26 protein-coding genes are annotated in these 20,644 nt (G+C 52.7%); 20 read left to right on the forward strand and 6 right to left on the reverse strand.

Features of this window, described 5'->3' with window-relative positions; translation table 11 throughout:
- The 20 genes from PZA18_RS22125 to PZA18_RS22220 all read left to right on the forward strand — a co-directional run.
- Positions 1-214: transposase (locus tag PZA18_RS22125; protein WP_284103072.1), on the forward strand; the 214-nt coding region annotated here is incomplete at its 5' end.
- Between the two features lie 121 nt (positions 215-335).
- Positions 336-929 carry a hypothetical protein gene (locus PZA18_RS22130; protein ID WP_284103073.1) on the forward strand — a complete coding sequence of 198 codons (594 nt, stop codon included), beginning with the start codon at positions 336-338 and terminating at the stop codon, positions 927-929.
- A 44-nt stretch (positions 930-973) separates the two neighbouring features.
- On the forward strand, positions 974-1,306 hold the full coding sequence (locus PZA18_RS22135; RefSeq protein ID WP_284103074.1) for a hypothetical protein: 333 nt from the start codon (positions 974-976) through the stop codon (positions 1,304-1,306).
- Positions 1,307-2,025: 719 nt separating this feature from the next.
- The gene (locus tag PZA18_RS22140; protein WP_284103075.1) at positions 2,026-2,919 is read left to right on the forward strand and encodes a DUF3577 domain-containing protein; all 894 of its coding nucleotides are present in this window, start codon (positions 2,026-2,028) and stop codon (positions 2,917-2,919) included.
- Positions 2,920-3,480: 561 nt separating this feature from the next.
- Positions 3,481-3,855, forward strand: a complete 375-nt coding sequence (locus tag PZA18_RS22145) for a hypothetical protein (protein WP_284103076.1) — start codon at positions 3,481-3,483, stop codon at positions 3,853-3,855.
- 127 nt (positions 3,856-3,982) lie between these two features.
- Entirely contained in the window at positions 3,983-4,816 is an 834-nt protein-coding gene (locus tag PZA18_RS22150; RefSeq protein ID WP_284103077.1) for a FliH/SctL family protein, read from the forward strand.
- A 63-nt stretch (positions 4,817-4,879) separates the two neighbouring features.
- Positions 4,880-5,119, forward strand: coding sequence for a hypothetical protein (locus tag PZA18_RS22155; RefSeq protein ID WP_284103078.1), 240 nt, complete (start codon positions 4,880-4,882; stop codon positions 5,117-5,119).
- A gap of 18 nt (positions 5,120-5,137) precedes the next feature.
- Positions 5,138-5,485 (forward strand): hypothetical protein, encoded by a 348-nt coding sequence (locus PZA18_RS22160; protein WP_284103079.1) that lies wholly within the window; start codon positions 5,138-5,140, stop codon positions 5,483-5,485.
- A gap of 91 nt (positions 5,486-5,576) precedes the next feature.
- The gene (locus PZA18_RS22165) at positions 5,577-5,789 is read left to right on the forward strand and encodes a hypothetical protein (RefSeq protein WP_284103080.1); all 213 of its coding nucleotides are present in this window, start codon (positions 5,577-5,579) and stop codon (positions 5,787-5,789) included.
- Between the two features lie 251 nt (positions 5,790-6,040).
- Complete coding sequence (locus PZA18_RS22170; protein WP_284103081.1) at positions 6,041-6,688, forward strand: DUF3275 family protein; 648 nt, start codon at positions 6,041-6,043, stop codon at positions 6,686-6,688.
- 76 nt (positions 6,689-6,764) lie between these two features.
- Entirely contained in the window at positions 6,765-7,871 is a 1,107-nt protein-coding gene (locus PZA18_RS22175; protein ID WP_284103082.1) for a DUF6094 domain-containing protein, read from the forward strand.
- A gap of 65 nt (positions 7,872-7,936) precedes the next feature.
- Positions 7,937-8,887, forward strand: a complete 951-nt coding sequence (locus PZA18_RS25770; RefSeq protein ID WP_308447447.1) for a hypothetical protein — start codon at positions 7,937-7,939, stop codon at positions 8,885-8,887.
- A gap of 39 nt (positions 8,888-8,926) precedes the next feature.
- Positions 8,927-9,124, forward strand: coding sequence for a hypothetical protein (locus tag PZA18_RS22185; protein ID WP_284103083.1), 198 nt, complete (start codon positions 8,927-8,929; stop codon positions 9,122-9,124).
- Between the two features lie 145 nt (positions 9,125-9,269).
- Positions 9,270-10,439, forward strand: a complete 1,170-nt coding sequence (locus PZA18_RS22190) for an SNF2-related protein (RefSeq protein WP_284103084.1) — start codon at positions 9,270-9,272, stop codon at positions 10,437-10,439.
- A gap of 594 nt (positions 10,440-11,033) precedes the next feature.
- Positions 11,034-12,734 (forward strand): group II intron reverse transcriptase/maturase, encoded by a 1,701-nt coding sequence (ltrA, locus tag PZA18_RS22195; protein WP_284103085.1) that lies wholly within the window; start codon positions 11,034-11,036, stop codon positions 12,732-12,734.
- A 112-nt stretch (positions 12,735-12,846) separates the two neighbouring features.
- Positions 12,847-13,968: a helicase-related protein gene (locus tag PZA18_RS22200; RefSeq protein ID WP_456238580.1), complete on the forward strand. Its 1,122-nt coding sequence runs from the start codon at positions 12,847-12,849 to the stop codon at positions 13,966-13,968.
- Between the two features lie 82 nt (positions 13,969-14,050).
- The gene (locus tag PZA18_RS22205; protein ID WP_284103086.1) at positions 14,051-14,284 is read left to right on the forward strand and encodes a hypothetical protein; all 234 of its coding nucleotides are present in this window, start codon (positions 14,051-14,053) and stop codon (positions 14,282-14,284) included.
- A 390-nt stretch (positions 14,285-14,674) separates the two neighbouring features.
- Positions 14,675-15,136, forward strand: coding sequence for a hypothetical protein (locus PZA18_RS22210; protein WP_284103087.1), 462 nt, complete (start codon positions 14,675-14,677; stop codon positions 15,134-15,136).
- Between the two features lie 220 nt (positions 15,137-15,356).
- On the forward strand, positions 15,357-15,821 hold the full coding sequence (locus tag PZA18_RS22215) for a hypothetical protein (protein ID WP_284103088.1): 465 nt from the start codon (positions 15,357-15,359) through the stop codon (positions 15,819-15,821).
- Positions 15,822-15,913: 92 nt separating this feature from the next.
- Positions 15,914-16,573 (forward strand): hypothetical protein, encoded by a 660-nt coding sequence (locus tag PZA18_RS22220; RefSeq protein ID WP_284103089.1) that lies wholly within the window; start codon positions 15,914-15,916, stop codon positions 16,571-16,573.
- A gap of 73 nt (positions 16,574-16,646) precedes the next feature.
- Here the strand turns inward: PZA18_RS22220 and PZA18_RS22225 are convergent, their stop codons facing one another.
- The 6 genes from PZA18_RS22225 to PZA18_RS25495 all read right to left on the reverse strand — a co-directional run bounded on the left by PZA18_RS22225 (position 16,647) and on the right by PZA18_RS25495 (position 20,644).
- The gene (locus PZA18_RS22225) at positions 16,647-17,339 is read right to left on the reverse strand and encodes a hypothetical protein (protein WP_284103090.1); all 693 of its coding nucleotides are present in this window, start codon (positions 17,337-17,339) and stop codon (positions 16,647-16,649) included.
- A gap of 279 nt (positions 17,340-17,618) precedes the next feature.
- Positions 17,619-17,876, reverse strand: coding sequence for a hypothetical protein (locus PZA18_RS22230; RefSeq protein ID WP_284103091.1), 258 nt, complete (start codon positions 17,874-17,876; stop codon positions 17,619-17,621).
- 83 nt (positions 17,877-17,959) lie between these two features.
- On the reverse strand, positions 17,960-18,337 hold the full coding sequence (locus PZA18_RS22235; protein ID WP_284103092.1) for a hypothetical protein: 378 nt from the start codon (positions 18,335-18,337) through the stop codon (positions 17,960-17,962).
- Positions 18,338-18,375: 38 nt separating this feature from the next.
- On the reverse strand, positions 18,376-18,876 hold the full coding sequence (locus PZA18_RS22240; protein WP_284103093.1) for a hypothetical protein: 501 nt from the start codon (positions 18,874-18,876) through the stop codon (positions 18,376-18,378).
- 456 nt (positions 18,877-19,332) lie between these two features.
- Positions 19,333-19,890: a hypothetical protein gene (locus PZA18_RS22245; protein ID WP_284103094.1), complete on the reverse strand. Its 558-nt coding sequence runs from the start codon at positions 19,888-19,890 to the stop codon at positions 19,333-19,335.
- A gap of 439 nt (positions 19,891-20,329) precedes the next feature.
- Entirely contained in the window at positions 20,330-20,644 is a 315-nt protein-coding gene (locus PZA18_RS25495) for a zinc ribbon domain-containing protein (RefSeq protein ID WP_407951203.1), read from the reverse strand.

The following is a 20,644-nucleotide window of genomic DNA, read 5'->3' on the forward strand; positions in this document are numbered from 1 at the left end:
CATCCTGATCAACAATCTCAAGACCGCCAGTGCGCGCCGCGCCCGCAATCGTTTTGCTGAACACCTCAAGCAGTTTTATTGGAAGCCTTTGTTCTGGCATCGAGCGTATTTCGTAAGCACCGTGGGCAGTGCGACGCTGGAAGCCGTGAAAGCCTATGTCGAGCGGCAAGGCACTGAAGAACATGCGCGTAAGAAGCAAAAGCAAGCCACCTGACGGCGGCGACACCTTGACCCCCTCTTGCGCCTTTCGCGCGGCGCGATCAGGCTTAAGGCGCTAAGAGGGGGAATGCGGCGTCAAAAACTGTTCAATCGAGATTGCAGAAAAGGGCTAGAGAATGAGCAAAAAGAAAAGCCAGAACTTCGGGGTTCGAGTTTTTGACACAGTGCTAGATACCAAAAGGCGCAGAGATACTACAACTCGCAATTCGGCCGACTTTTGGGAGGTTTTTTGTAAGGCTGCCGGTTGGTCGTTCGGTTACGAGCGAATTCATTCCTTGGTGGATTTAACACATTTTCTGGGGAGAGGGATTCACGAGTCGTTTATTATCTTTTCCGGCCATGGCAACGAAGAAGGCTTTTTTCTCACGAACGGCGATAAGGTTGATTCAGATTCAATTGCCGATATGATGAGCCCGCGCAATGAGAATAAAAGCATTATCTTTTCATCGTGTTTGATGGGAAAAGATGACGAGCATTGTGAAGCGCTGAGGGTAGCCTTAAAGGCGAAGCATTTGTTTTCGTATAGGCATTCCATGCAGGATCGTTTCTGCTTTTTGTTTGAATCCATTTTATTGACACTTATTGAGCAAAACCAAAACTTTGGAAGGAAGGAATTTGAAGAATTTCAGGCAAAAACAAGCTTTATGACACGAATAAATAAGGCATATGTGAGATCACATCCCATGAAGATGTATGAAGAGTGGTTTTAATTTCTTTCGTGTACGTAATATGCTAACCCTGAGGAGGAAATAACATGAAGTGCCTTTATGCTCTGGCTATCTCGGCCTTTCTTGTCTCGGGCATAAGCTTTGCCGGGATGGATAAGGGATATTATCCGAACGCACGGGATGTTTGTCAGGTGCATGCGCAATTGAAAGCCGGAAAAAGGCTGCCGATTGATCCACAGCGTGCTGCAATTGCCAAAGTGGAATTGATCAACAAAGGACGCAATCTCAAAGTAACGGCCTGGGATCATGACGGTTCAAAGCAAGTCGAGTGTACCTGTATTGTTGGTCCTGGCGATGCGGATTTATACCCATCTGTTCGCCTGGCTGAGCCGCCATCGTGTTCGACCAAGGCTGGATAGTAATGTGCAAAGGCCGCCTGGTGGCGGCCTCGCTGGTGTTATAAATTATTATTTATATATAAAAAACGAATCGTTTCAATTATTAATATTAGTAAAATGAATTTTTTTATCTTTATTACGATCTTCATAAAACCCTTTCCGAAAATGTAAGTCGTAGATAATATTCCCGATGCTGTGGCCCCCTTTCTTGTCTGAAACAATAGCAGGGCGGGGCCGTTTTTAAAATCGGAAAGTTTTGACGGTTGCGGCTGGCCGAATTTGGAATTTTTATTTGAATAACTATTTAGAATAAATCATCCCCTCATCTGGCGCGCTGTCCGGGCTAGGTCAAATTTTCTGATTCAATCATCTTGACAGTCGCAACAGATGGTCTAACATAGGCAGTGCAAAACGTCTGTCACACGCACGTGACGCCCTTGTGTTCCACCTAGCCACTTTGTGGCGCCCTTGCAGTCATGACCCGTCAGCCCTGAAACCGGTCAACGCTTAAAGCGTGGGTATTCTCTCAGTTTGACTGTCTGTAGTTTTTCATCTGGCACCTTATCTGCTGGCGTTTCTTTGACGCTGACGGTCTGGTGTGATCTCGCCCGCTCGTTCTGATGGGTCATCGGTTTCTTTGATGATGCTGACGCACGACTTTGTTTTGCTCAACCCTATGGGGATATTCCTCCCCACTGGGGCGGCGTGTCCTCTTCTTTTTTATCGAAAAGGATTACGCCATGACTACCAATACCAACACTCGGTACTTCGATCTCCACGCCGAAATCTCAGGTTTTTTCCAGCGCCCACGCCAATTGGCATGCAAAGGCAAGCCAACCTATGTGGGCTTTCTTGCAGTACGACCTCATCCTCAAGATCCCGCCAAAGTGGCTTATACCTACTTTGACCTCAAAGTCTTATGCCCTGAGGCCTTGAAACAGATCCAGACCATTACCGATCAGGTCGGGTCTGGCAAGCAGGTGGCTGCACGGATACTGATCAGCGACCTGTATATTGATCCGTATGACTTTCTCAATCCGGAGACAAAGCAAGTTGAAAAGCGGACCTTGGTCAAGGGACGTTTGATCAAAATGCTGTCACCGATTGAGTTGTCGAATAAGCGTGACGCGCTTGATGTACTCACACGTCTCGGAGGTATTGCTGTACGCGGCGCTGGGTATCTCAATGATGTCCGTGATCTGGGCAATCGTACCGTGTCAACCATCAATGCCATGCATGGTGAACCGGAGCTGGATGGTCAAAAAATGAAGTGGGCCCAAACCCGCTTTTCGTTGGCAGTTCCTGCCGAGATAAAGCCTTATATCGACTTCCTGAGGACTGGGGTCATGAATCAACAATCGGTATTTGTCAGTTTTAAAGCCGAGAACTTTTTCATTGATAGTTTTCAGATCAAAAAGGGTGTACGGGCTGGTGAAACGATACACTTCCTCAATGGCGGACTAACCAAACTCTCAATGGCCAGCGTGGCCGGCGAGCGTGTGGATTTTGCAAAGATCCTCAATACGGCAAGTGGGACTACTGAGACTCAACCAGAAATGACTGAGTCGATGGCGCCGGATGCCGAGCAACAAGATGTGCATGATGAAGGGGAATATCTCCCCGCAGCGGCCTGATGATTAACAATCGTTAGACCGTATTTCTGACTTACTGCCCAGGGGCCCGTCCCCTGGGGGCGGCCCCGCCAGGAGATTTCCATGCGTGCCGCCCTGTTCACTGTCGTAACCGATTTCAAATTGATGACATTAGCTGTCATCGTCTCTCAAGCTCTTGCGTTGGCAGCAACCATGCCACGTTGATTCCACACAGGCCCCTTAGGGGCCTTGCCCGAGCCGGTTTTTCGAAGCCGACTGGGGCAAGGCCTCCGGGGCCATTTTGACCGACTAATTTCTCTACTTTGGGTTGCGGCTACCTGAAAAGCCCGCGCCGTTGCGAGACAACGCGAGACGCCGGTTGATCCGGGCGTCTTACCTGAGCTTGTTGTTGCAAAGCACGTTCAGGTAAGGCGAGTTTTTCGCCAACGCTTGCATCAAGCGCGGCACGTCGCGGCAGTTTTACGTGCGCCCATGGTCCCTTTGGGACGTCCTAATGCTCGTCAGCCTCTGCAACGGGCGGCCAATTGGCTGAGGTATTTTCTTTCACGCGGTTTTTGCCTGCACTTACAAGGAGAAGTCGTTATGACCGTTATCATCAAGCATGTCGGTCATCCGACACTCGAGTCCCTGAGTTACGAGTTGGCAGGGGTTCTGGATGTCACGGCGGCGATTCGTGACAACATGCAGGATGCATTCATGGAGTTCATTCAGAAAGGACATCCGAGGCATCTGCATATTTCATCATGGCTGGTGCAGAGTGTTGCGCCAGGGTTGAAGTCACTGGGACGCAATGACATACCGTATGGGTTGTTTGTTGCAACCTTCGAGGTAAATCCAGAATCGTCAAGACCGCTTTGGTCTGCTGCGAATCTTGAGGAGTATCGACATCGGTATCCAGTGCTTATTTTCAGTCATGAGTGGCAATCCTGGGAACAGGTTGTGAGTCAGTTTCAATAGGACTGGCCCTGCTGCAGTATCTGTTTAATACACACCTTACTTAATTCGATCTTAAAAGCCCATACGGGAGTTTCTTCCCGTACGGGCGGAACTCCCTTTTTTCATCATTGAAATGAAGGAGTTCATCATGACCGTCTCTCTTAACAAATCAACCATTTCTCTCAACAAGTCATCGTCTTCTGGCCAATCGTTGCAAGACATGATTCATCACCTTGGGAATCCATTCACCGCCAAGGCTGTCGTTGATGTGCTTGAACGGCATCCAAAGCTGATGGAGACCCATTTCCCGCTGTATTTGAAAGCCAAGGCCCGGCTGGAACGTAATGTGGGGTTCTTCAAGCTCGGTAAGGCCCTTGGTCGTACTACGGCCTGGTGCGTCCAAGCAAGTCAAACGACGTTGCGTGGAGTAGGTGCCTTGTTTAAAAACAGCGGACTGCGCAAGCAGTTTGAGCTGAAGGTGCTGGCCCCATTGGCGAAGAAATACGGCTATCTCAACTTGGTGGAACAAGCTGCATTTCTGAGTTCGGCCAGAATGCAAGGCTATGCCTTGGGTGCGCAGCAGGGCTACGAGGCCGGTCATGAAGTCGGGCTTGCCTCTGGGTTACAGCTGGGGAGAGACATGTCAGCAGCTGAGGTACGGGAGAAGGTTCGTACTGAATTGTTGGCAGATTTGCAAGATCTTCCAGCACCTGGTGCGCCGATCCCGGTGCTTTTACGGGCATCTGATGGCCGATTTGAGGTGATTGCCAATGGAGAGTTGGTCAATCTTGCCCTGACTAGGGAAGCTCAGGTGTTGGTCAAGGAAGTGGTCACAGACCGGCAGTGGGTGGTCTGGACTGCGGAGAATGGGGCTCTAGTCGGCTCTTGTTCTCCCCGACTGATAGCCAAGTTGCAGCAAGGCATGCAGGTCATTCAACAGGCTGCAAACCCGTCCGGAGTTGCAGTGTCATCAACTCTTTGAAACCGCCGTGCCGGGTCGAAAGACCCGGCGGCATCGAGGAAGCGAAACCTAAAGGAGTCAGAAATGAATCAAAAGGTAGCAACCGAAAATGGCGGAACTAGCAGAGAGTTCCAGCTGCTGAACAACGTAGGTGAGTTGCGAAAATTTATTACCGACCTACCAGACGACATGCCTTTAAGTAGATATGTTACTTCGAGTTCCAATGACGGGTTGTTTCAGGTTGGGATCAGTGCATCCGTAAGTTGGACTGCTATCAATGGCCAGACCGACAAACTGCAGAATGCCCTTCGAATCGAAGCTTGATAAGTGCAGAGGTAGAAGATGTCGATTTCAAATCCAGCTAATCCAGTCACAATTTGTGTGAAATGGACAGAACTCCGGAAGTTTGGGGGGAAAGTCCATGAGCTACCTCAACCGGAGCGGCGTTTGCTGCTGAGGTTGGATACGGGCAGGGAGCAGGCGGTAGTGCGGATCATCAACGGCCCAACCGGGCATGAAATCATCAAGCTGGACCGAAAGACCTTGCACGGTATTCGGCTGATGGCCGAACAGGGCCTCGAGTGGGAAATTTGTCCTGGGAAGGTGGACCAGTTTGCCAATTGCAGGATCTCTGCATCGGAATTGCTGGACGCTGTTCAGCAACTGCTTGGTTCTCCAGTTTCCGTTTAAGTTTGGCGACATAACGACCCGAACGGGAAAGCCCGTTCGGGCTCCGTTCGGGATTATTTTTTTATTTTTCAGACCTTTGACGGAGTCAAACATGCGCCTTCGCAAACGGCAGGCCTCGCCTTGCTTCATGAAAGCCAAATTTGCCTCGGTGTGTCCGGAGACGGGCAAAGCCATTCAACCAGGCGACGAGATCGCCTATTACCCCTCGACGCAGCAAGCATTTCATGTCGATAGCAAATCTGCGGGCCAATTACGAGATTTGGCGTTTGCCACCGCTTACGGCATGACCGATGCTAAATACTGACGGAGATTCGTCGAAAACGGGCGGCACGTCGCCACCATGCAAGACATGGAAGCCAAGCTATGTGCGGACAGCACGGCGGTAACCATGGCCAACACTGTTTATAGCGAGGCGCATAACGCAGCGGAATCTGCCCCGCACCCGCTGTGTCAAGGCCCTGACGTTTTTTAGCTGATCACTGAAATCCAAAGATTCAAACCACCCCCAGACGGGCCAACCTGTCTGGGCTGGCTCCGTCCCCAACAGGAGCCCTCATGATCCAAATTCCCGGAAAACTCACAATCAAGCGGATACCCGGCCGCAATGGGGAATTCGCCGTTGGCACCCTGGTGACCGACATCGGTAAATTTTCGGTCAAGGATGCCGTGCTGGAGCAGTACCCGGCTGGAACCGTGTCGGGGGTATTCACCATCCGTCAGCTGGGACTGTCATCCTACACCGCCAGCAATGGCTACCAAGTCACCGAAATCAGGGCCCATCTAGCTGGCTTTGTTCTGGATAGCCTGGAATCGCCGACAGTCGACGATGCGGTACCGCCGATGGAGTCGGATCCACTCGACGAAGAGCAATCCGTCAATCCCACCTCGTCTGTGCCTCCAGTAGCGCCTCGACGTGCCGCACCGGTCAAACCCAAGCAACCGGGCTCGGTGATGACGGCTCCACTCCCACAGCCGGAACCTGAACCTGCCTTGCCCGGATCTCCTGATCAACAGGCTGATGACATGGCGGCACAGGATCGTGCCTTGTTTGGCGATGACTTGTTCGACCTGATTCTGGCTCGGCAGTCGTTCAAGCTGGACACCACCGTTGATCGGGCGATTCTGCGACAGCAGAAAGTTCGTTTGGATGCACTCGCGTATCGATTTGTGATGCTCAAACAGTGCTGGGAGCCGGTGGACTGATGTCTACCGCGTTGCAGCGGATTTTATGACCACCCATCGGGGCTGCCTATGGGGCCCCGTTTTTCTGGAGGCCGCTATGGCACTGATGTTCCCCCGCCTTGCACAAAACTTTATTCGCAATGGCTATTTTCCGACTGATGAGGTGACGCTGGGCCGTATCCTGCCTTGGCTGGAAGGCGGTCAGCGCTGCCGAGTGCTGGATCCCTGCTGTGGGGAAGGTACTGCATTGGCAGAGGTCCAGCATGCGTTGCGCGAGTCGGGAACTGAAGTCGAATCACTCGGTATCGAGTTTGACCGGGAGCGGGCCTGGCATGCCAAGCAGTTGCTGGGGCAGGTGGTGCATGCCGACATCCACGACACGGTGGTGGCACCGCGCAGCATTGGCCTGCTATTCCTCAACCCGCCTTACGGTCAAGCTGTGTCAGACAAGGCGCAAACAGGGGATGAGGCCAAGGCCGTTCGGCTGGAGACCCTGTTTCTACGTCGTTGTCTGGGTATGTTGCCGGTTGGTGGCGTCCTGGTCTTGATCGTCCCGCACTATGTACTGCTGGAGGATGAGATGGCGTCGTTGCTGGCACGGCATTTTGATCAGCTGCGTTGCTTCCGGGCGCCGGAACAACGGTTCAAGCAGGTGGTTATCTTTGCGCGAAAACGCAAGGGTGATCGGGTCACTGCCGCCACGTTGGCCATACTGGAAGCGTTCGGTCGCGGCGAGCGGACGGACGAGTTGCCGGAGGCCTGTGATGGCGAACCGTACCGGATCCCTGAAACGGTAACGTTGGCAGCGACTCAGCAGGCTTTGAAGGCGATCCGGCTGGAGCCGGAACAGCTGGCAGCCGAGGTGCAACGGCTGCACAAGTCAACGCTTTGGCCACAGTGGCAGGTCCACTTGGGCAATAAGGTGTTGCCACCCCGCGCCCCGCTGCGCGACTTACGACCCTGGCACCTGGCTTTGGCGCTGGCGGCCGGACAGATCAACGGCATCGTGCGTAGTCAGGATGGACGTCGTTGGTTGATCAAGGGCGATACCCTCAAGGTCAAACATACCCACGTTGAACGTACTGAAGACGATAAGGGGATTGTTACCGAGGTGAAAACCCTCACAGATCGATTCGTACCCTGCATACGGGGTTTCGATCTGACGCCAGGACCCAGTTTTGGCGAGCAGATTGAGATCTCCTGATTTTCCCTTTTATTCACCCTGACGGGCCTGTCCCGTTGGGCGGGCCCCTTGTATGGAGGCCTGCTATGCCAACGCTGTATCGTGTTCAAGAAACGGCTGACCTATTCGTGGATGCCTGCATCCGTGATGGCGGTGGCCACTTGCTGTGGCTATCGCTGTTCGGACGGGATACCTCGATCACCCAGCTGTTTGCCCAGCTCACCCTGCCGATATCGCAGGGCGGGTTGGAAACGCTGACGCTGGTGCGGGAGGGGGAGGCGCCACAGCCCGTGTCCTTGTCCCAGCCAGACCGACTGGAAAAAGTCACCGGCCGTCTGCCGCACAATCTGTTCGGCAATCTCGTGCACTGCTGGATCTTCGATCCCCGGATCAAGACCCCGGATCGTGCCAATGGCAAGGCCTGGCTGCTGTATGAGTCAGAGCTGGACGGGGTGCCGATCGAGGCCTGTTGGCAGTTGATCAAACATCTGTCAGCCGTGCCGCTGTTGGATGACTGGCAGGACCCACTCTGGGCCTTGCTGCATTCGACATTGATCATCGATCCGGAACGCAGTTCGTATCCGCCACTGGGCAGGATGCAGGCGGTGCAGATCCGTTTGCCGGATGGCTTTCCAGCGCTGATTAGCCAACTGATCCAGTCCGGGCAATTACCGGTACCAGATGAGGGGCGGCCGATCATTGCCAGGCAGGTGGGCGTCAATCCGGTGGCAGTTGCACCGATTCGCTTCGACCTGGGGCGGCAGGTAATGACCTGTGGCGTTGACGAGGCCTTGCAATGCGGCGCGATCAAGATGCACTGGTTGGCCGACTGTATCCGTCGCCACGCCCGTGGTGATTGGGGTTCGGTACCGAAAAGCGATGCCGCCCTGAATCTTGCGGCATTGACGCCGGGGGACGAGGGCCGGCTGATGTCAGTCTATCCATTGCCTACGGCGGTGGATGGTGAGACCACGATCTGGATCATCACGGAGTGGGATCGCAGCGTCACCACGATCCTGTTGCCCTCAGAATACTAATTCACTCATTTGTCCTTTTTATATCCAAGGAGCTTAAGCATGAACAAAGTCGAGATCCATATTCAACGTGGTGTAAAGAGCAATGACTGGTTGCGTGTTGCAACCGGGCTTGCCCATGCCGAGACCGAGAAGGAAGGTATTGAATGGATCAATGCAGAGGTATACGTGCATTTGCCGGAACCTGGCAGGTGTCTGTTCAAACGCCCCGGTGATCAAGGGTTCACTGCTTATGGCTAAAACGGGTGCCCCACTTCGGTGGGGTCGCCGTGCATCAACGAACACGCTTTTAACCAAAAACTCATTTCAAACCAACCTCATTTCAAACCAACCCTTCAGGGACGAGTCCCTGCGGGCCGTCTCTGCCCATTCCAAGGAGAGACGGATGCAAACCATCGATTTGTCCACGTTTGTACAAGAGTTTGGCAGCGGCTTGCTGGAAGCCGTTCGCTGTCAAAATCCCCCCATCTATGACGGCCAGGCAGACCCACGGCGGGACGCCTTGATGGATCAGTTGCTGCGCAAGCCTTTTCCGGCTCAGCGTGATGTGGTGCAAGCCATCTGCCGATTGCTGCTGGATGCCAATCAGCCGGCCGGGATCATCAATGGTGAAATGGGCTGTGGCAAAACCCTGCTGGGAATTGCGGTGGCCTATCTGCTCCATCATGCAGGCCTGTCGCGCTGCCTGATCATCGCTCCCCCCCATCTGGTCTATAAGTGGCGGCGCGAGATCAAAGCGACCGTAGCGAACGCCCGCGTCTGGATCCTCAATGGTCCCGACACCCTGCGCAAGTTGCTGCAGTTGCGGGCCATGCGTGATAAGCCCGACGTGCCGGAGTTCTTTGTGCTAGGCCGGGTGCGGATGCGAATGGGCTTCCATTGGAAGCCAGCGTTTGCCATCCGGCAGCTGCATCGGCTTGACGAGGGCAAAGGTAGCAGCCTGCGCGTGGCAGCCTGTCCTCACTGTGGCGAGGTGGTGGCAACGGCAGAGGGATTTCCCCTGCCGGCCCTGTATGCATCGGGTGAGCTGGCGGATAAACGATCGTCCTGCAAGCGCTGCCAGCAACCACTCTGGACGCTGTTTCGGCCGCAGAATGCGGCCGAGGGACTCGGTCAAATGGTCCGCAAGTCCTTGCTGCAGTTGCCCACCATTGGTGACAAGACCGCTGACCGTTTGCTTGAGGTCATGGGGGCAGAAGCGCTGGCCGACATCCTGGAAGACAACCTCTACGACTTCGTCAATCTGATGGGGGCGGATGGAGAGTTCGTATTCAGTGACAGTCAGGCCAAACGGCTGGAGCGGGCCTTGGCCAATACCGAGGTGTCGTTTGGACAGGGGGGCTATCAAGCTTCGGAATTCGTGAAACGGCAGCTTCCCCAGGGCTTCTTCAGCCTGCTGATTGCCGATGAGGCACATGAATATAAGAACGTCGATAGTGCCCAAGGGCAGGCCATGGCAGTTCTGGCGCGCAAGTGTCGCAAGACCTTGCTACTGACCGGTACTTTAATGGGCGGCTACGCGGACGACCTCTTCGTGCGACGTGAAGTCGCTTGATTCATTGCTTCACCGCTCTGGCGGCAGGAAGCCTGATGTTCCGTCATCAGTAGCCTATCGGTGCATGCATGGTTGGTAACGACTGTGTGTGAAGCCACCGAGACAATGTAGATCGGCGCAAGCCAAGTTGAAGCTGTGAAGCCAAAACTGCATCTGCGAGCGTCAATGCGGATGGGTCGCTAGGCTGGTTGGTATGGTTAACGTATGTGAAGTGCTGATAAACACCGTGACGTCTGAAGGAGCCAAAGACGCTGACAGGCTCTTACCCAAAATGGGATCGTAGCTGGCCATCCTTTTGAATAGTGGGGATGCACGGACACTCAAAGCTACCGGTGAAAGGGCACAACCTAACCCGACCTTGTGAATCAAGTGAAACACGGTAAGCCCGTATCGCTGCCTCTCGGGGCAGGCGAACCGCAAGGAATGCTGTGAGCGGTGCGGGTAGAGGAATGTGGAAAAAGCGAATGCCGCCCTGTAATGGGGTGGATAGGGGTTGAGCCGCAAGGCGACATCATCCTACGCGAAAGCGGGCAGACTTCCACGCGGTCTTTCTTTACGAGATAGTTTGATCAACCTTTTAAGAGGGAATTGCAGATGACTACGCAGAACCACAGCGCGGGTGCGCCCTCACATGAATCGGTCACATGGCACAGCATCGACTGGGCTGCGTGTCACCGGGAAGTGCGAAGGCTCCAAGCGCGTATCGTAAAGGCGACACGGGAAGGGAAACACGGCAGGGTGAAAGCCTTGCAGTGGATTTTGACCCACTCGTTCAGCGGCAAAGCTCTTGCCGTTAGACGAGTCACCGAGAACCAAGGTAAAAGAACTCCGGGCGTTGATGGCGTTACATGGTCGACTCCGGAGGCCAAATCTCAAGCAATCCAGTTGCTGACACGGCGGGGTTACAGGCCTTTGCCGCTGAAGCGGATCTATATTCCGAAATCGAATGGCAAATTGCGGCCACTCGGGATTCCAACGATGAAGGATCGGGCAATGCAGGCGCTGTACTTGCTTGCGCTCGAACCTGTTGCGGAAACGACGGGGGATCTGAACTCTTATGGGTTTCGCCCTAGTCGTTCCACCGCAGACGCAATCGAACAATGCTTTGCTTTGCTGGCAAAGAAAGATCGCGCCAAGTGGATCTTTGAGGCAGACATCAAAGGCTGCTTCGACAACATCAATCATGACTGGCTGGTTGAGTCTGTTTCAACAGATTCAGTCGTACTCAGAAAATGGTTGAAAGCGGGATATCTTGAAAGTAATGCTCTTTATCCAACGGAAGCGGGAACGCCGCAAGGTGGCATCATCTCGCCTACTTTGGCAAATCTGACTCTGGATGGTCTTGAACCGATGCTTCTTCGGCGCTATGTGAAGAAGAACTGGAACAAGCAGAAGGTCAATATTGTTCGGTATGCAGACGACTTCATCATCACCGGCGCAACGAAAGCAGTGCTGGAGAACGAGGTTCGTCCAATGGTCGAAGAATTCCTGGCAGCACGGGGGCTCATGCTCTCGCCGGAGAAGACCAAGATTACGCACATCGACGATGGGTTTGATTTTCTCGGTATGAACGTACGCAAGTACGAGGGCAAGCTTCTCATCAAGCCCTCCAAGAAAAACGTTTCGGCGTTCCTTGGGAAAGTCCGGGAATTCGTAAAGAGCAATAAGGCACTTCGCCAAGACAAGCTGATTAAGGCGCTCAACCCGATGCTTAGGGGGTGGGCGAACTACCATCGGCACGTCGTAGCACGCCGTACTTTCGAGCGCGTCAGAATGGAGATTTGGCGATGTTTGTGGCAGTGGGCAAGACGACGCCACCCAAACAAGGGAGCGCAGTGGGTACGGAAGAAGTATTTCCAGACCGACGGCTTCCGCGCCTGGGTATTCGCAATAGACACAGGGGAATGGCTCAGCAATGGGAAACCAAAGTTGGTCGCACTTCGGGACATTTGCGATACGAAGATTCGTCGGCACCGCAAGATCAAGGCTGATGCCAATCCGTTCGATCCGCAGTGGGAAACCTACTTTGAGCAGAGACTCGGCTTCAAGTTAAAGGACTCGCTGCACGGGCGGAAGAAGCTCATACGGCTTTGGATGGAACAGGGCGGTAGGTGCCCGGTTTGCAGTCAACCCCTCACCGAAACCAGCGGATGGCATGTCCATCACCTGGTCAGGCGGATAGACGGCGGGCCGGACATCAACTCCAACCTGATCATGGTGCATCCGAACTGTCATAACCAGATTCACGTCAATGGCCTCAAGGTGGTGAAGCCGGTTCGCGAAAGCGGGCTTTGAAAGGCTTGAGCCGTATGAGGGGAAACTCTCACGTACGGATCTTAGGGGAGGGGATTGCAGCAATGCCATCTCTTTACCCGACTATTTGCTGCATCGCCTGCAGCCGCAGTTGATGATGGCTGATGGTTATTGCTACAACGCCAGGCGTTCCCTTGGACCGGCTTGTCTCAGTTTCCTGCGCGAGCATGGTGTGCTCAAGGATGTTTACAAGAGCACCGATGGTGGGTCACATAAAACGGCTAAGGGGGACAAGGTCAGCCATCACACCAGCAAGGCGCCGGGATTTGGGCCGCTGGGCATCATGCGTTTCGTGGTGCCGATCACCGCCTTTCTCAAGCTGCAGGACATCGATGGCAATGTGCTGCCACCGTATGACGAGCAGTTCCAACAGATCCGCTTGTCGGCAGATCAGTCCGCCGCTTATCAGCAACTGTCGGTCGGCTTGACGCGCATTCTCAAAAAGGCCTTGGCCGCTCGTGACAAGACGCTGCTCGGCGTGGTGCTCAACACCTTGCTGGCCTGGCCGGATTGCTGTTTCCGGCCGGAAGTGGTGCGGCATCCCCAGACAAGACAGATCTTGGCGGAAGTGCCTGCCCTGGTCGATGACGTGACGCCCTTACCTAAAGAGCAGGCGTTGATCAATCTGTGCAAAGCCGAGAAGCAACTGGGCCGCAAGGTGCTTGCCTACACCATCTACACCGCCACCCGCGATACCACCGCCCGTCTCAAGCATTTGCTGGAGCGGGAGGGGTTCAAGGTGGGGGTGCTGCGATCCTCGGTCGGACCGGACAAACGGGAAGACTGGGTATTGGAGCAGGTGGAGCGAGGCATTGACGTCATGATCACCAACCCGGAGCTGGTCAAAACCGGGCTGGACCTGCTGGACTTTCCGACGATTGTGTTCATGCAGTCCGGTTATTCGATCTACACCCTGATGCAGGCGGCCAAACGGGCCTGGCGGATTGGTCAGCGACAGGCCTGCCGGACCGTCTTTCTAGGCTATGCCCAGACGGCGCAAACGGTTTGTCTGCAGCTGATGGCAAGGAAGATTCTGGTCGCGCAATCCACATCGGGCGATATGCCGGAATCGGGGTTGGACGTGCTGAATCAGGACGACGAGTCGGTCGAAGTGGCCTTAGCCAAGCAACTGCTGGGGGAGCAACACGAACCTCGAAGCAGACAGTTGGCCGAGGGCATGACCGACGATGACCTGATCGAGGCGCTGGCGGTTTGAGGGCGTTTGCTTGACCGCAGAGTCTGACTTTTTTACCCACCGGGCACCCGATGAGGGTGCCCACACACAACTGGAGAGGGACATGAAACCATTGGCCGCCCTGACTCAGGACGAGATTCGACAACGCTTTCCCCGCCTGATCACCTTGCTTCGGGTGACGGCGATATTGACCCAGACCGAGGCTGTTTCGGCGATTCAGGGCTACCGCCAAGATGGATTGTCGGCGGTAGGCTCCGAAGCGGTGATGCATTTTGGTGGCATCGCCAAGTTGGTTCTGGCTGCCCGCCAGCACCGCCGATATTTCGGTATCCGCTGACATCGAAAGAAGTACTTTTTAACCCAATGGGGGCGACCCCAATGGGACGCTCCCTTCAAACAGGAGGCGTTCCATGGCAACAGATCTACATCCGCATGCGGAGTTTAACGGGGACTCGACATATAGCATTTGCTGCACAGGAGATGCGGTCGTTGGCGACGAGGCAAGCCCTGGTCTGATGAGTCCAAGCGACAGGAAGCGCTTGACGAGAAACATGAACGGGGGGCTGAGGCCAGGCAGTGTCGTGACAGAAGGAAGCTGGCTGAGCAGGGACACCATCCCTTTTCGTGTCTGAACACGTTGCGGGGCTAATCGTTAAGTAAATTTTTTTCACACCCTGGCGGGGTTTCCCTGTCGGGGGACTCCGCCTAGCTAAACAAGGAGTCAAAAATGAGCGCACATGATGGTTTGTTGTTTGGAGTCCTGAACCTTGCACCGGGCCTTGCGGTAGTAGACGCAAAACCAATTCTGCGGGCGTTTCTGGCCGGGTATGGCTACACGCTTGAGCAGGCCTGCAAAGCGTCCTGGTTGGACTATTCCGATTCCATCACTTTCGATCTGCCACTGCAAATTCGCTGTATGGACTATGACAAGGTCGACAATCTGGCAGATGAGTTGGGGCAGTTAGGTTATGTTGGCGTGATCCAGCTAAGAGACTACGACACTGGTGATCCAGAGGATGCTTTGAATCCTTATTTTGTGGGGCCGGATGAGGTGACCTGCGATCGACTTCAGTGCCAATATGGGCTGGATATTGCGAAGCACTGGATTGAGCCTTTGCTTGGCGAAGCAGGCTTCGAAGTGATTTGCCAGCAGTGCCTGAGTGCTGTGGCAGCCCCATCAATACCTTGATTCAAACCACATCTTTCACAACCCTGGCGGTTCCCCCGTCAGGGGGCTCCGCGTCTCAGATCCGGAGCATAGAATGCACACCCATCATTACCAGTACTTCTTCACACCATATAGGACCTTGATCTGCAAAGTCCTCCACTACTCTTTGATTTCGCAGTGTTTTGCTAGTCAGCGTGAGCTGAATTGGCACAGTACCCGGTTGTGCTGGCAGGAACACAGTATGGTGGTCAATCCCGACCTGCAGTTACACCTGAGGGTAGATCCTTTGACACCGCGTCCATTATTGGCCGTGCTCATTGGCTTGCATCGCACAAACGAGCCGGTACGGCTGTTTTTGGGCGATCCAGGTAGTGGTCGTAGTTGGTGCTCGGGACATGATCTGCATGCAGGCTGGCACTTTCCGGGCAGGCGCCTGGTGCAGGTTTCCGCATTGGGCTATCCCGATGTTCTGACCACAGCAAATATTGTCAGAGTTCAGCGGCTGTCTGATGGGAGGGATCTTTATGGTCATGAACATTTCCATGTCCCACCGATAAAGATCGTGCCGCCAACTTACCCAAAACACAGCTTTCAGGTGCAAATCGATAACCGAATTCGGGCCTGGTGCGATTCTCGCCAACGATGCCAACTCTGGATTGATTACATGGCCGGAAAACGAATCGAGCTGGCAGACCTGCTTCAGTAGATTACCAAAGACTGCTTCAAGCAATAGTGACCCACGGAGGGAGATTTGTCCCTCTGGGCGGATCTCCTTCAACCAGAAAACAGGAGATCGGAATGAATGCCACCATTAATAACGAGCAGCAATTGTATGTTTATCAGCATGTTGAAGGGTATAGCTGCTGGGGCTTTGCACCAGCATTCAGCGAAACCACCGCACTCGCTCAACGCCTGCAACGTGAAGACCTGCTGCCAGACCTTGGAGAATTTGGTCAACTCAGCGTACTGGATAAGCATCAAAGCCTGATTCGACTTGCGGCAGGTGTTGATCTTGGTACCTGGTTTGATCCAAAGACCCCGACAGCAGTGCGCAAGATACTGGAACAGCTTCGCAAGTCCGGTGAGCGAGTTCGACTCTTTCTGGGTGACACAGATAGCGGACTTTCCTGGTTGGACGAGTTTGATGTCATCGGCCGGATTGGTCGGTCGTGTGGCACCTTGAAGGTGCCGCTGTTGATTGGCGATGAATCGGATGCTGGCGGACACGCCATTCTGGATGCTTGCCTGATCCGGATCCAGCGACTGTCGGATGGTGAAGATCTATATCGCCATGAGTACTTCCATTTGCCAGACATGAATCTGACGACGGATTCAAACCACCCGTATCCGTATGTCATCCTGGTTGAGGGCGAGACACATGCTCGCTTTGCCCGTCAGGCACAAGCCTGCCACTGGATGGCTTTTATGGCAGGCGAGGTGACACAGCCGCTGGCTTAAAGCCATGACAAGCAAAGAAAAAAGCCCACTCCCTTCGGGGAGGTGGGCTTTTTGTTTGACGGGAAGAGGATATCTAGATGTGACTTGTGATGCAAATGGCTGGCGACCTTGTGTCGTTTAGAGATCGGTAAAGGTCCGATGCGATGGACCGATCTTCTGGTCGAATCCACTTGAAACATCCGATAACCTGTAAGAACTTCGAAAGATTGTCAGACTCAAGTGCCACGCAACCATCTTTGTCAAGCGTCCAATCAAAGCCTCCGGATTGCAGTATGCGTCCTTCCCGTTCCCGGCCGTGGTAAGAAAAAGAAGCCGTTGTGCAGGTATGATACGAAAGGTGCAACTTGTCGAGGTGTTGCCTCACTGAATTGAGGCGTACCCATCCAAATTCTGGCAAATGGTAAAATCCAGGCGCCCCGACTTTGTGGTAGTTAACGATCTTTAGAGAGCTGTCTTGGTATAGCCCGGCACATGCCATGAAAACCTTATGGATGTCACTATCATCCTCGCTGGACCATTCCTCATCAAAGATTCGATTGAACCATTCGGGATTCCGATTTCCGACAAGCCCCAATAAGTCCAAGTCCAACGGACTCAATTTAGCCGCCTTCAACAAGTCATCCAGATCTTCGGCCCATATTTGCCAGCCCGGCTCGATGGCATAGTCGTCATCGGTCTCTCCAGGATGATAAAGAGCATGAAACGTCATTGGGATGTTCAAGGCTGTCGCTTGAATGATCACCTCACGTTTTTGATGATAGTTCATGATTATTACCTCCAAAGTTATGTCGGAATTGATAGGCCAAAACCTGGCAGGCGGAATCTCAGCGGATGTTCGGCCGAACGCCCAGAAGAAAAATACGGGGTGCGAATAGTGGATGAGATGCAATACACGTGTCTGATCGGTCCTGTAACTGCAAGGACGTCATATAAAACGTGTTGCCGAGATGGTTATCTGATTAAAACGGATGGTTTTCAGATAATGGTTTGCTGAAAATAACATAGAATATGCCACCCTAATCGGGTGGCATATTCGTTGATTGGATTACGGCCTGCGGACAGCAAATTCATATTGTCTGCCATGCTCATCCGTCAGAAAACCAAGTTTGGATCCTTGCCATACAACTTCATCTGAGTCCTCAATGGCGTCAACTAATAAAAGACCCCTGTGGACTGTCATTTCACTTCTATCTATTTTAATGTGGGCATTTGTCTCAAGCTTGAGTAGAGCGGCTTCCAGGTCGTCTCCGTCTTTAACACATGCCAATAAAACGTCATGGTATGCAATGGTGTGTAGACTCACAATTTCCTCCAAAATGATGTTGTTGAATAATGGGAAAGTCCAAAAAAAATATTGGGGGAAGTGGGAGCCTCCCCTTTCAGTTATTACACAGGGAACCAGCGCGGAACCCCTTTTGCTTCAATCGTATCGAATCGAAGCAAATACATGGCTCCTAAAATGACAACCATTGACCTAAAGCCTGGGTCGTCAAAGAAGCGTTCCTGTTCAGCTAATGTTTCCTTTTCAGGATCCAACCTATGACTGTCAGATCTATTTAATTCATCAGTCAAAACAAGACCGAGTACTTCATCGACTCCGGTTAACACTTCTTTGAAGTCTACTTCACAGTCCTGACTTCCCGGTTTGTCATTTGACCATTTGAAGCTATTTAATTCCTTTATATTGAGAAATTCATGGTTGTCTTCTCTGGAGTAAACAAACTTCTCCAGTAAACGGATGGCAGCGTCAAAGTCATTAGTCATTGGCATTACTACCTTTTGGTGATGTGGAATTTCAGATTTCAGGGGAGGTTAATATCCTCTATAGGGAGTCCAATTGATCTGGCGTCATCCAGTGTCAAGACAATGCCTTCTGGATGTTCGTACCTCACGCATTTACTTCCATCGGATCCAACGGAATACAGATTGCAGTCCATTTGGGTCACTGGTAATCCATCTTCAACGTGGAGTACCAAAACATTGCCGTCCTCGTTCATGCGGCCAAAAATATTGTCACCATAGACCTTGTGTAGGTTGATGCTGGTTAATACCTGGACGTCTGAAGCGGAATCCAGGCCTTGCTTCGAGTCCTCTTCGTATGAAAAACAAATGACGATCTGAACATTCAAGTCGTGTTCGTCAGCTAGTTTGACTGCTTGTGTTATTTGATCAAACCAGATGTATTGGTGTTTAAGGTCAGCAATCTCCATTGCAGCGGCAATGGTTTGTGCTTCACCTTCCCATTTCGGGGAACGTTCACCATCGACAAAGCGAAAGCCGTCGAAAATTTGTATGAAAGCCATTGCTGGGCTCCTTTCATTGAAAGTTGGAACTGAGGGTAATAAGGGGTAATCAGAAATGATCCTTAAACACAAAGGTAAAAGGATTAGTGCGTAACAGAGAGAAGTACCCGCGCTTTGAGCGTTGACCGGATGATGGGCTGACCGGTCCTGACTGCAAGGGCGCCACTGGGTGGCTAGCGGAACAAGGGCGTCACGAGGATGTGACATTCGATTAAGCTGTATAAAATTATTACCAAATATAGGGTGGATTTCAAGGAAAAATACCCTGATATTGAGATGGCTTCGCTACAGGAGAAAATGGTAAATCCCATCACATCGCTCAATGAACTTGATGATGTGACGGTTGAATTAAGAGCCAAGCGGTAGTTGATAGTTAAACGAGCCCACGCAAAGAAAAAAGCCCAGATCCCCGAAGGAAGGTGGGCTTTTTTCTTGAGAGATATTTTGCTGGAAACTTCATTTTCCTTGGCTCTGCAGCCAAGATCGAACAGATTCAATAGCCTTATTTCCCCAGTCAATGTCTTTCGTCAATAGTGTTGTATCACTCCATTGATCAGGGCTATCCCAGTGGTATCGGTACTGAACTTTTGCGTTGGGGTAAAGCGCAAGCGTGCGAATATCGAAACCATAGTCATCATGCGTAAACACTACATATGTTTGCGCAAACTTCAGTGCGTCCGCGCTTGCTTTGTCTTCGCCGTCCCATGTAGAGACAGCACACACCATATCCTCAAGGTCCTCCAGTGAAAAACCTTGCACAGTATTATAGATTTGTTCGGTGACTTCCATCGCTAGCTGATCTTCCCAGTTTGGCAGGAGATCGCCTGGCTTACCGCTTTGGTCGACAAAGTGGGGAAAGTCGATAAGGGCAATAGGATCCTTATCGATACCGCAACACTCCGCAAACGCCACACAGACATGAAAATATGCTGTGTGCGGATGCCGGATATCCCCCACTTCAAACGTTATGTTGATAGAACTTATTGCACATTTAGGGACAATGCTGTCAACCATGATGATTCCTCTTCCGGTGTGTTAGTGAAAAAGCCTACCTCCCCCGAAAGGGGGTGGTTTTTTTGTGAATAACTTTCTCCAGCGTAGGGAGGGTTGTCTCCATTGGGTGAGCAAAACAAAGTCGTGCGTCGGCATCACCAAAAAAATGATGACACGTCAGAACGAGTGGGTGAGATCACACCAGACCATCAGCGTCGAAGAAACGCCTGCAGATAAGGTGTTAGATTACAGACAGGCAAGTGGAACTGAGAGAAGTACCCACGCCATAGCGTTGACCGGATGATGGGCTGACCGGTCCTGACTGCAAGGGCGCCGCGTGCGCGCGGCAACGTTGGTACATCACGATTATTAATAAAAAATTGGCGACTTACAATGGGCCGTTGTTGTGACCCGATAACATGTCAGTTTTGATCTTGGTCTGTAATGAACTCTCCCACAGCTAAAGCCGTTGGCTTGTAGCTGGGGTTTCGCGGGTCGTTGATTTAGGCTTGCGCGCATTCGCTTGCAGAGGCTTCTGTCTCGCCGCCACGCCCGTCCCAGGCGTGTGCGCGTCGATGAGTACCACCAACGCACTATTTTGATCGCGTGGGGCCGTGTGCCCGCATGGACACACATGCACCCGCTGGTTCAGCTTCTTGGGCACAATCGCCCAGCACTTCGCGCAGCGTTGCGATGGCTTGAGTTGGCGCGTGTTGGCCAGATGCACCCGAGTACCAGCTTCTTCCGCTTTGTAACCAAGCATCTGATGCGCCAT

Source organism: Parachitinimonas caeni (genome assembly GCF_030129945.1).
GTDB lineage: Bacteria > Pseudomonadota > Gammaproteobacteria > Burkholderiales > Chitinimonadaceae > Parachitinimonas > Parachitinimonas caeni.